This is a genomic window from Pararhizobium sp. LjRoot238, from assembly GCF_964252955.1.
GTDB lineage: Bacteria > Pseudomonadota > Alphaproteobacteria > Rhizobiales > Rhizobiaceae > Pararhizobium.
The window spans coordinates 3,711,787-3,723,440 of sequence record NZ_CAXUPP020000001.1 but is presented as its reverse complement, the minus strand read 5'-3'; the positions used below and the strand labels follow the sequence as shown (position 1 = coordinate 3,723,440).

General features: G+C 60.9%; 10 protein-coding genes. 8 read left to right on the top strand and 2 right to left on the bottom strand.

The window, feature by feature from the left end; all coding sequences use genetic code 11:
- Positions 1-181: 181 nt before the first annotated feature.
- From ACSQ3F_RS18155 to hflX, 5 genes are all read left to right on the top strand, one after another.
- Complete coding sequence (locus tag ACSQ3F_RS18155) at positions 182-2,455, top strand: ATP-binding protein (RefSeq protein ID WP_436101507.1); 2,274 nt, start codon at positions 182-184, stop codon at positions 2,453-2,455.
- Positions 2,445-3,809 carry a nitrogen assimilation response regulator NtrX gene (gene ntrX / locus ACSQ3F_RS18150; RefSeq protein WP_436101506.1) on the top strand — a complete coding sequence of 455 codons (1,365 nt, stop codon included), beginning with the start codon at positions 2,445-2,447 and terminating at the stop codon, positions 3,807-3,809. The genes ACSQ3F_RS18155 and ntrX overlap by 11 nt, the downstream gene beginning before the upstream one ends.
- A gap of 35 nt (positions 3,810-3,844) precedes the next feature.
- The gene (locus ACSQ3F_RS18145) at positions 3,845-4,708 is read left to right on the top strand and encodes a D-amino-acid transaminase (RefSeq protein WP_436101505.1); all 864 of its coding nucleotides are present in this window, start codon (positions 3,845-3,847) and stop codon (positions 4,706-4,708) included.
- A 111-nt stretch (positions 4,709-4,819) separates the two neighbouring features.
- Positions 4,820-5,062, top strand: coding sequence for an RNA chaperone Hfq (hfq, locus tag ACSQ3F_RS18140; RefSeq protein ID WP_018325164.1), 243 nt, complete (start codon positions 4,820-4,822; stop codon positions 5,060-5,062).
- Between the two features lie 78 nt (positions 5,063-5,140).
- Positions 5,141-6,466, top strand: a complete 1,326-nt coding sequence (gene hflX / locus ACSQ3F_RS18135) for a GTPase HflX (RefSeq protein WP_436101504.1) — start codon at positions 5,141-5,143, stop codon at positions 6,464-6,466.
- 31 nt (positions 6,467-6,497) lie between these two features.
- Here hflX and mazG read toward each other — a convergent pair whose 3' ends face one another.
- Positions 6,498-7,331 (bottom strand): nucleoside triphosphate pyrophosphohydrolase, encoded by an 834-nt coding sequence (gene mazG, locus ACSQ3F_RS18130; protein WP_436101503.1) that lies wholly within the window; start codon positions 7,329-7,331, stop codon positions 6,498-6,500.
- Between the two features lie 5 nt (positions 7,332-7,336).
- Positions 7,337-7,924: a deaminase gene (locus ACSQ3F_RS18125; protein ID WP_436101502.1), complete on the bottom strand. Its 588-nt coding sequence runs from the start codon at positions 7,922-7,924 to the stop codon at positions 7,337-7,339.
- Between the two features lie 245 nt (positions 7,925-8,169).
- Between ACSQ3F_RS18125 and cysG the strand changes: the two genes are divergently transcribed.
- Genes cysG through ACSQ3F_RS18110 form a run of 3 tightly spaced genes read left to right on the top strand, consistent with a single transcriptional unit; the run spans position 8,170 to position 11,643 of the window.
- Positions 8,170-9,639: a siroheme synthase CysG gene (gene cysG / locus ACSQ3F_RS18120; protein ID WP_436101501.1), complete on the top strand. Its 1,470-nt coding sequence runs from the start codon at positions 8,170-8,172 to the stop codon at positions 9,637-9,639.
- Between the two features lies 1 nt (position 9,640).
- A complete protein-coding gene (locus ACSQ3F_RS18115) occupies positions 9,641-9,955 on the top strand; it encodes a DUF2849 domain-containing protein (RefSeq protein ID WP_436101500.1) in 315 nt (104 codons plus the stop codon).
- Between the two features lie 14 nt (positions 9,956-9,969).
- Positions 9,970-11,643, top strand: coding sequence for a nitrite/sulfite reductase (locus tag ACSQ3F_RS18110; protein ID WP_436101499.1), 1,674 nt, complete (start codon positions 9,970-9,972; stop codon positions 11,641-11,643).
- The last annotated feature ends 11 nt before the right edge of the window (positions 11,644-11,654 follow it).

The following is an 11,654-nucleotide window of genomic DNA, read 5'->3' as shown; positions in this document are numbered from 1 at the left end:
AATATGTTGCTTAGAAAGCACACGGGTGGGGTGATTCCTAAGTTGCGTCATCCGCCGAATCCGTTACGGCGGATGAAAAGCAGGCGGGAAAACGGAGCCGGTAAGTCCTTTTTCTTGACCGAAAAGCGTGGTGCCTGCCGTCGTTCATCGGGAACGACGCCGGGTCGGGGATGCATGTTTGATGGCCGAAGGGCTTGTTTTGCCAGTGACGAAAGATGAGGCTTCGATGATCGGCCATGACCGGCGCGCGTCCTTCGCGTTTCCCGGTCTTGTTCTGGCGACTGGCGCGCTTGCCTGCGCGATCGCATCGCTGCTCGTTCTTCTCGGCCTGACGCCGATCCGGCCGGAAACCAACATCATCATTGGCTCGGCTGCGATCAATGCGCTGTTCGTTATCGGCCTGATGTTCCTGATTGGCCGTGAAATTCTGCGCCTTCTGAAAGCCCGCAACCGCGGCCGGGCAGCGGCACGACTGCATGTACGCATCGTTGCGCTGTTTTCGATCGTAGCGATCACTCCGGCTATCCTGGTTGCGATCTTTGCCAGCATCACGCTTGATGTCGGTCTCGACCGCTGGTTTTCGCTGCGCACGCAGTCGATCGTCAATTCGTCGCTCGACGTCGCCCAGGCCTATGTCCTGGAAAATGCCAGCTACCTCCAGGGCCAGACGGTCTCCATGGCCAATGACCTGGAGCGCAACCGCCAGCTCTACAGCCTCGACCGGACCGGTTTTATCGACCTGATGACGCGGCAGGCCCGCGGGCGCGGCATGTTGGGCGCTTTCCTGGTGCGCGCGGACGGCTCGCCCATCCTGCAGGCGAATATCCCCACCGAGCGGCCATTGCCGGCCATTCCGAGGGATGCGCTGCTTAGCACCGCGTCCGGGCAACCGACCCTCATCCCACCCGGCGTGACCAATCTCGTTGGTGCAGTCATCCCGATCGACAATATCAACGGTGCCTATCTCTACACCGTCCGCAGCGTTGACCCCAAGGTCATGCGCTCGATGCGGCTGATGGAAGAGAACACTGCCGAATACAAGAACCTCGAGGCCGGACGCACATCACTACAGGTGGCTTTCGGCGTGCTCTATCTCGGTTTTGCGCTGATTGTCCTTCTCGCTGCCATCTGGACCGCGATTGCGGTCGCCGACCGGATCGTGCGGCCGATCCGGCTTTTGATCGGGGCCGCCGACAGCGTGGCGGGCGGAAACCTGAATGTGGTGGTGCCCGTCCATGCTGTCGACGGCGATGTCGGCAGCCTGTCGCGCACCTTCAACAAGATGATCGCCGAAATCCGTACACAGCGGGATCAGATCCTCGAAGCCAAGGACGAGATGGACGACCGGCGGCGGTTTATCGAGGCCGTGCTTTCCGGGGTCACTGCCGCGGTGATCGGTGTCGAGGATGACCGGCGTATTACAATTGCCAATCCGTCGTCCGAACATTTCCTCTCTCGCCCGATCCTGGAGCTTGTCGGCGAAAGACTTGCCGACGTGGCGCCTGAAATCGAACAGGTGCTGAACGAGGCCGCGAGCCGCCATCGCAACGACTACCGCAAGCAGATCAACATCATGCGCGGCGGAACGGAGCGCACGCTGAATGTTCAGGTGACGCGCGAGGAATCGCACGACGCCAAGGAATCCTACGTTATCACCGTCGATGACATCACCGATCTGGTCATCGCCCAGCGCTCGACCGCCTGGGCCGACGTTGCCCGCCGCATCGCCCACGAGATCAAGAACCCGCTGACGCCGATCCAGCTTTCGGCCGAGCGCCTGAAGCGCCGCTATGGCAAGCAGATCAATCAGGACGACCGGGCGGTCTTTGATCAATGTACCGACACGATCGTTCGCCAGGTCGAGGATATCGGCCGCATGGTCGATGAATTCTCCGGTTTTGCACGGATGCCGAAGCCGACAAAGGAGCAGGCGGACCTGCGCAACATCCTCAAGGATGCCATCTTCCTGCGCGAGATGGGAAACACCCATGTGACCTTCATCCGCGATCTCGGCGACGAACCGCTCGATGGTACCTTCGACGGCCGTATGCTCGGCCAGGCTTTCGGCAACATCATCAAGAACGCGGTCGAGGCGATTGAAGCCTTGCCGGCCGATGCCGTTCGCGGCGACCGTCGCGTGATGGTCCGTTCGCGACGGAATGAAACGAGTGGCCAGTTCGTTGTCGATATCATCGACAACGGCAAGGGGCTGCCAACCGAAAACCGCCACCGCATTCTCGAGCCCTACATGACGATGCGGGAGAAGGGCACCGGCCTTGGCCTTGCGATCGTCAAGAAGATCATCGAGGACCATGGCGGACAATTGGAACTGCATGACGCGCCCGCTGATTTCGATCACGGACAGGGCGCCATGATTCGCATTATTTTGCCGCCGGCCGGACAGGGCGGCGGCACTGAAGACAGACAGAACAAGGATACTTCCCATGGCGGCTGACATTCTGGTTGTGGACGATGAGGAGGACATTCGCGAGATTGTCTCCGGCATTCTGTCCGACGAGGGTCACGAAACCCGGACTGCGTTCGACAGCGACAGCGCGTTGCAGGCGATCAGCGACCGGGTGCCGCGGCTCGTCTTTCTCGATATCTGGATGCAGGGCAGCCGTCTTGACGGCCTGGCGCTTCTCGACGAGATCAAGGGCCGTTATCCGGACCTGCCGGTGGTGATGATTTCCGGGCACGGCAATATCGAAACCGCCGTGTCGGCGATCCGCCGTGGTGCCTATGATTTCATTGAAAAGCCCTTCAAGGCCGATCGGCTGATTCTGATCGCCGAGCGCGCGCTGGAGAATTCCAAGCTGAAGCGGGAAGTCTCCGAGCTGAAGAAACGCTCCGGCGATCCGGTTGAACTGATCGGCACCTCCGTTGCCGTCTCGCAGCTTCGCCAGATGATCGAGAAGGTCGCGCCGACAAATAGCCGCATCATGATCCACGGCCCTTCCGGTTCGGGCAAGGAGCTCGTGGCGCGGATGATCCACCGCAAGTCTTCACGAATGGCCGGCCCCTTCGTGGCGCTGAACGCGGCGGCGATCACGCCGGACCGCATGGAAATTGCGCTCTTCGGCACCGAGGGAACGCCAGGCCAGCCGCGCAAGACCGGTGCGCTGGAAGAGGCGCATGGCGGGATACTTTATCTCGATGAAGTCGGCGAAATGCCGCGCGAAACGCAGAACAAGATCCTGCGCGTGCTGGTCGATCAGCAGTTCGAGCGCGTCGGGGGCTCCAAGCGCGTCAGGGTCGATGTCCGCATCATCTCCTCGACCGCCTACAACCTCGAAAGCCAGATCGCCGAGGGTGCGTTCCGCGAGGACCTCTACCATCGCCTGGCGGTCATTCCCGTACGGGTGCCGGCGCTTGCCGAGCGTCGCGAGGATATTCCTTTCCTGGTCGACATGTTCATGCGCCAGATCAGCGAACAGGCGGGCATCCGCGCTCGCAAGATCGGCGACGATGCGCTGGCCGTTCTGCAGGCGCACGACTGGCCAGGCAATATCCGCCAGCTGCGCAACAATATCGAGCGGCTGATGATCCTCGCCCGCAGCGACGGCCCGGACACGGCGATCTCGGCCGACATGCTGCCGACGGAGGTGGGCGACGGTCTGCCGAAGATTTCGGCGCAGGGCGATCAACACATCATGACGCTGCCGTTGCGCGAGGCGCGCGAAATGTTCGAGCGGGACTATCTGATCGCCCAGATCAATCGCTTCGGCGGCAATATTTCGCGGACGGCCGAGTTCGTCGGCATGGAGCGCTCGGCCCTGCACCGGAAACTGAAATCGCTCGGCGTCTGAAACCGCGGGTTCCTATCTCTTGAAATAAGTCATCCATGTCGAGAATTGCCTATGTCAACGGCGCCTACCAGCGCCACACCGATGCCGCCGTCCACATCGAGGACCGGGGGTTTCAATTCGCCGATGGCGTCTATGAAGTCTGCGAGGTTCGTCATGGCTTCATCGTCGACCTGGCGCGGCATCTCGACCGCCTCGACCGATCTCTCGCGGAAATCCGTATCGCCTGGCCGATGACGCGGGCGGCGCTCGTTGTCGTCATTCGCGAAGTCCTGCGGCGCAACCGAATACGAAACGGTCTTTTTTATCTGCAGGTGACGCGCGGCGCCGCCCGGCGAGATCATGTCTTTCCGGCAGAGGGCACGCCATCGACGATCGTCGTCACGGCGAAGAGAACCGACGCTTCGCTCATCGCAAGGAAGAACGCAGTTGGAATCCGAGCGATCACCGTGCCGGAAAACCGTTGGGATCGTGTCGACGTCAAGACCGTCGGGCTGCTGCCAAACGTTCTCGCCCGGCAGGCGGCGAAAGAGGGGGGCGCCCAGGAAGCGATCTTCATCGAGCCGGACGGCACCGTGAAGGAAGGGGCGGCGACCAACGTCTGGATCGTCGACAAGGATGGAACGCTGCGGACGCGCCACGCCGATCATGGCATTCTTCGCGGCATTACCCGCACGACTTTGATGGACGTGGCTGCCGCAGCCGGATTCGACATTGAGGAGCGAGCCTTTTCGGTCGAAGAAATGCTCAGCGCGCGCGAAGTTTTCATCACGGCTGCAACAAGCATCTGCTTTCCGGTGGTGGCGGTTAACGGTAAAACCATCGCCAACGGCCATCCCGGCAGCGTGTCACAGAAAATTCGTGAAGCCTTTTTCGACATTGCGGAAAAGACTGCGATTTGATACCAAAATCCTGGGGGACGCCCTGAAAAGGACTTCTGACGGCGTTCGGGATAAACAGATCGAATAATCAACCGGTTAAGTTGAACCGGCAAATAAGAAAGAAGCGGCGCTATGGCGGAACGTTCTCAGAACTTGCAGGATCTTTTTCTCAACACCGTTCGCAAGCAGAAGATATCTCTGACGATATTTCTTATCAATGGTGTGAAACTGACGGGTGTCGTCACGTCTTTCGACAACTTTTGTGTCCTCTTGCGGCGTGACGGGCATTCCCAGCTCGTATACAAGCACGCCATCTCGACGATCATGCCGGGCCAGCCGATGCAGATGTTCGAGAGCGAAGAATCCGCATCCTGACGGAAAGCAAGGCACATTACCAAACGTGATACAAAATCGGCGTCGATCATCCCGGAGCTGGAAAAGCTGCGCGATGACATGCGCGCCGTGGTCATTGTCCCGGTCCTGAAAAAGACCGGCAGGCAGAGCGCGGACGTGATTGTCGCGACCTCGACGCGCAGCGACGAAAGCCGGCTCGAGGAAACCATCGGGCTGGCACTTGCGATCGACCTGGAAGTCGTGCACGGCACGATCGTGCCCATTGCCCAACCGAAACCCGGAACGCTGCTTGGAAGCGGCAAGATCGAGGAAATCGGTCATCTGCTCATCGAGAACAACGCCGGCCTGGTGATCGTCGATCATCCGCTAACGCCTGTTCAGCAGCGAAACCTCGAAAAGGAATGGAACTGCAAGGTCATCGACCGGACCGGTCTCATCCTCGAAATCTTCGGTCGCCGCGCCTCCACCCGGGAAGGCACGCTGCAGGTCGATCTTGCGCATCTGAACTACCAGAAGGGCCGGCTGGTTCGCAGCTGGACCCACCTTGAGCGCCAGCGCGGCGGTGCCGGTTTCATGGGTGGTCCCGGTGAAACGCAGATCGAAGCCGACCGCCGGCTGCTGCAGGAAAAGATCGTCAAGCTGGAGAAGGAGCTGGAGCAGGTCCGCCGCACCCGCCAGCTTCACCGTGCCAAGCGCAAGAAAGTGCCGCATCCGATCGTCGCCCTTGTCGGCTACACCAACGCCGGCAAATCGACCCTGTTCAATCGCATTACCGGCGCCGGCGTTCTTGCCGAAGACATGCTGTTTGCCACGCTTGATCCGACGCTGCGCCGCATGAAGCTGCCGCATGGGCGCATGGTGATCCTGTCCGACACCGTCGGGTTCATCTCCGACCTGCCGACGCATCTGGTCGCCGCCTTCCGGGCAACGCTGGAAGAGGTTCTGGAAGCCGACTTGATCCTGCACGTCCGTGATCTCGCCGACCCCGACAATCAGGTGCAGGTGCAGGACGTGCTGCGCATCCTGACCGATCTCGGCATCGACGAGAAGGCAAGGGCAGAGCGCATCATCGAGGTCTGGAATAAGATCGACCTGCTCGACCCCGAAACCCGGGCCGGCCTCGTGCAGAAGGCTGAAAACACGGACAATACAACGGCTGTTTCGGCGATCACCGGCGAGGGCATCGATCATCTGCTTAAGGAAGTCGGCAGCCGGCTTTCCGGGGTCATGACGGAATGCACGGTCGTCCTGCCTGTCGAGAAGCTGCAATTGCTGCCGTGGGTTTACGGGCATGCGATCGTGGACGGCCGCGAAGATAGGGAAGACGGTTCGGTCAGTCTCGATCTACGCCTGACGGCTGCCGAAGCGGAAGAACTCGAGCGCCGGCTGGGCTATGGTCCGAAATCGGCGGCCCAGGACTGGTAGGTTTCAGAGCGGCTGACGTTACGGAATGCCGTTACGTTAGTTGCCTCTCGATCGCCTTTGCTGCCTGCCAGAGTTCTTCCATCCGTTCCAGCGTCGCATCTTCAAGCGTTTCTCCAGCCGACACCAGCTCGGTCTCGATGTGGCTGAAGCGGCGCCGAAACTTGGTGTTCGTTCCGCGCAAAGCCATTTCCGGATCGGCGCCGACATGCCGGCCGATATTGACCACGGCAAAGATCAGGTCGCCGAGTTCGTCCGCCACCTTCGCCTTGTCGTTGGCGGCAAGCGCCTCGCGCAGTTCGGCGATCTCTTCCTCGATCTTGTCGAGGATCGGTTCCGGCGAGGACCAGTCGAAGCCGACCTTGGCGGCACGTTCCTGCAGCTTCAAGGCCTCGACGAGGGCTGGAAAACTGCGCTGGACCGAGCCGAGATGACCCTTGTTTCCATCTTCGGGCAAACCGTGCCGGGCGCGCCGCTCTCGGCGTTCGTCCTTTTCAGCCTGCTTGATCTCGCTCCATTGCCGCTTGACCGCCTCCGGCGTGTCGGCATCCGAGCGGGCAAAGACGTGCGGATGACGGCGGATCATCTTTCGCGTGATTGCTTCGACCACGTCGCCGAAGGCGAAGTCTCCGGCTTCCTCGGCCATGCGGGCGTGAAAGACCACCTGCAGCAGAAGGTCCCCGAGTTCGTCGCAAAGATCATGCATGTCGCCGCGCTCGATAGCGTCGGCGACTTCATAGGCTTCCTCAAGCGTATAAGGCTTGATCGTCTCGAAGGTCTGGACGACGTCCCAGGGGCAGCCGGTCTCCGGCTGGCGCAGGGCTGCCATGATGTCGAGGAGGCGCGAAATGTCCTTGGAGGGCTGCATGGGTCTCAATTCAGCGGGATCGCGTTGTCGTCCTTGCCGGACTGGTAGGCATCGGAGAGCGTTTGATATTTTTCGCGGATACGCTTGTCCTGGGCTCGCAGCGCCAATTTTGCGGTCTCGTCGGATGTCGCGACCAGATCGGCCACCGACGCGGACCGCCAGAAGGCGTTGTTCTTCGCGTAGCCGCCCGGATCCAGCCGAAAAACCTCCTTCAGGATTTTCAGGTCGTGTGGGATGGAAAAGCTGTCGCGGGAATCTTCGTGGCTGAAGAAATAGTAGAAATTGTCGAAGCCGGCCCAGGTAATGGCGGACAGGCACATCGAACAGGGCTCGTGGGTGGACAGGAAAATCAGGTCCTTGGTGTCCGGCTTCTCTACTCGTTCGTAAAAACGTTTCAGCGTATGGACTTCGCCGTGCCACAGCGGATTTTCGGTTTCGTTGTTCGTCTCGGCGATCACCAGAGACAGGTCCGATTTGCGCAGGATGGCGGCGCCGAAGATCTTGTTGCCGACGCTAACGCCCTTTTCCGTCAGCGGAAGAATGTCAGCCTCGATGACGGTCAGAAGGCGTTCGGCGAGATCGGAATTCGTCATCGTATTGTGACTCCGGAAAGAGGCATGGCGGCATTTGAAAAGCTATGGATGGCAATACGCAATGCGGAGCATGCGCGTCAAGCCGCTGTTGCAGCCGTGCCATGACGGGAGATATTTGCTCAATTTATGCTGAAGTCGAGCAAAAGAATACGCTGCTTCAAAGGCCTGTGAATTTCTGTTTCTTCAATTTTCCTTCTATAAAAGGGATATTCCCCAGAACCTGTAACAGGATCATTCCTAGCCTCATGACCGAGCAGCTGACCGTATTTCCGGCCTTCTTTCGCGTTGCGCAAAAAAGCGTGGCGGTGTTCGGCAATGGCGACGAGGCTTTTGCCAAGGTACGGCTGCTGACGAACACGCAGGCCCGGATCGTCGCTTATGCCGATGAACCGGACGCGGATTTCGCGGCCTTTCTGGCTGCGAACGCCATTGCAACGGTGCGTGAGCCGTTTCGTGCTGGCCAAATCGAAGGCGCCACGTTGGTTTTCGCCGCGACCGGCGATGCTGCCCAGGACCGCGTTATCGTCGCCGCGGCGCGTGAAAGGAAAATTCCGGCCAACGCGGTGGATCAGCCGGAATATTGCGATTTCCTGACGCCGGCGCTGGTCAACCGCGCGCCAGTCGCGGTTGCGATCGGAACCGAAGGGGCAGGCCCGGTGCTGGCGCAGATGATCCGAGCCCAGATCGATCAACTCCTGTCGCCCTCGCTCGGCGCCCTTGCATCGCTGGCGCAAGCCTACCGCGATGCAGCCGACCGCATCTTGCCGCGCGGTGTGTCGCGGCGCGTCTTCTGGCGCCGATTTTTCTCCGGTGCCGTTGCAGATCAGGTCGCGCTCGGCAATGTCGCGGAAGCCCGCCGCGAGGCATCCCGGCTGCTGCAGTCCGTGGATCGCGTTCCTGGACACGTCTGGCTGGTCGGTGCCGGTCCGGGCGCCGAGGACCTTCTGACCTTGCGTGCGCAGCGGGTGATGATGGAAGCCGACGTCATTGTTTATGATGCTCTGGTGCCGCAGGCGATCGTCGATATGGGCCGCCGTGATGCCGAGCGTCTGTCGGTCGGCAAGCGCAAAGGCTGCCATTCGAAGTCCCAGGAAGAAATCAACCAGCTGCTGGTGCGGCTTGGCCAAGAGGGCAAGCGCGTCGTGCGCCTGAAATCGGGCGATCCGCTGGTCTACGGCCGGGCCGGCGAAGAGATGGCTGCCTTGCGGGATGCCGGGGTCACCTATGAGATCGTGCCGGGAATCACATCAGCCTTCGCAGCCGCAGCCGATTTCGAGCTGCCGCTGACACTGCGCGGCGTTGCTTCGTCGCTGATCTTCACGACGGGTCATGATTTGACCGGCGATGTTCTGCCCGATTGGGCGCGCCTTGCCATTTCCGGCGCGACGATTGCCGTCTATATGGGCCGCACGGTCGCGGCATCGGTCGCTGCCCGGCTGATGCAGGCGGGACTTCCCGCCGAAACCACGGTGGCCGTCGTCGAAAACGCCAGCCGCGCGGAGCGCAAGCTGCTCCACGGCACGCTGAAGGACCTTCCGGACCTGCAATATCGCGATGAACTGGACGGACCGGTGATGGTGATCATCGGCGATGCCGTCGCCGGGGCGAATTTCGAGCGCTCGGAGCCGCTTGTCAGGGCGAAAGCCAGTGGCGAGACCGCTCCTGTGCGTCGCGCGGACCTGTCGCGCAAACATAAAGACGAAGTGAGGAACTGACATGGCCGACAAAGTGCTGACCGCAAACCGCCTGTCGGACGGAATTTCCGTCTGGCTCGATGCCTCCGGCAATTGGGTGGAATCGCTGCAGGACGCCTTCGTCGCCCGGCATGCCGAAGCCGTGTCTGCCCTTGAGGCGACCGGAAAAGCGGCCTTTGCCGACAACAAGGTGGTTGACGTCAATGTCATTGACATTGAAGAAGTAGCGGGCGTTCTGCGGCCGCTGCGTCTGCGCGAGCGTGTTCGCGCCGAAGGGCCGACGATCGATTATGCGCCGGGATACAAGGGCCTGACCGGCCCCGTGCAGGCGGCTTGAGGAAAAGAAGACCGATGTACCGTTACGACGAATTCGACCATGCCTTTGTCTCCGGCCGCGTTGAGCAGTTCCGCGATCAGGTGACGCGCCGTCTTTCAGGCGAACTTGCCGAAGATGCGTTCAAGCCGCTGCGCCTGATGAACGGCGTCTACCTGCAGCTTCACGCCTATATGCTGCGTGTCGCCATTCCCTATGGCACGCTGAACAGCCGGCAGATGCGGATGCTCGCTCATATCGCTCGCAAGTACGATCGCGGCTACGGGCACTTCACCACCCGCCAGAACATCCAGTACAACTGGCCGAAGCTTTCGGACACGCCGGATATCCTGGCGGATCTCGCTTCGGTCGAGATGCACGCGATCCAGACGTCGGGCAACTGCATCCGCAATGTCACGGCCGACCATTTCGCCGGTGCCGCCGCCGATGAAGTCGCCGATCCGCGTCCTTATGCCGAAATCCTGCGGCAGTGGTCGTCGGTTCATCCGGAATTCTCGTTCCTGCCGCGCAAGTTCAAGATCGCCGTCACCGGCGCCGAGCGTGATCGCGCGGCCATCCAGGTGCACGATATCGGCCTGCATCTGAAGAAGAACGAGGCGGGCGAGATCGGCTTTGCCGTCTATGTCGGCGGCGGGCAGGGGCGTACCCCGATGATCGCCAAGAAGATTCGCGACTTCCTGCCGGAAGAGGACCTGCTTTCCTACACGACAGCGATCATGCGCGTGTACAATCTCCATGGCCGCCGCGACAATAAGTACAAGGCGCGCATCAAGATCCTCGTGCACGAAACCGGCGCCGAGCAACTCGCGGGCCAGGTCGAGCAGGAATTCCTGCAGCTGAAGAACACCGAGCTGAAGCTGCCGGAAGCCGATATCCAGGCGATCACGACCTATTTCGCCCTGCCGCCGCTCACAGAGCGGCCGGAAGGCTGGGCCAATCTGGCCGGCTGGAAGAAGGCCGATCCGGATTTCGCCCGCTGGGTGCAGCAGAACGTCCAGCCGCACAAGCATCCCGACTACGGCATGGTGACGATCTCGTTGAAGCCGATCGGTGGCATTCCGGGCGACGCCAGCGACAGCCAGATGGATGCGATCGCCGATCTGGCTGAGGAATACGCCTTCGACGAAATTCGCATCAGCCATGAGCAGAACATCATCTTCCCGCATGTGGCGCTGGCCGACCTGGAGGCTATCTACCGCGGACTCGTTTCGATCGGACTTGCGACCGCCAATGCCGGACTGATCACGGACATCATTGCCTGTCCCGGCTTGGACTACTGTGCACTGGCGAACGCGCGTTCGATCCCGCTGGCGCAGGAAATCTCCACCCGCTTTGGCAATCCGGACCGGCAGGCGGAGATCGGCGAGCTGAAGATCAAGATCTCCGGTTGCATCAATGCCTGCGGCCATCACCATGTCGGCCATATCGGGTTGCTGGGCGTCGAGAAGAAGGGCGCCGAGCTCTACCAGATCACGCTTGGCGGCTCCGGCGACGAGAACACCTCGATCGGTGAAATCATCGGCCGTGGCTTTGAGCCTGAGAAGGTGACGGACGCGGTCGAGACGATCGTCGACACCTATCTGGGCTTGCGCAAGGACGCTTCGGAAACCTTCCTCGAAGCCTATCGCCGTGTCGGGCCGCAGCCCTTCAAGGATGCGTTGTACGGCGGCAGCGCCCAGGAAGCCGCCTAATGTCCGGGGAA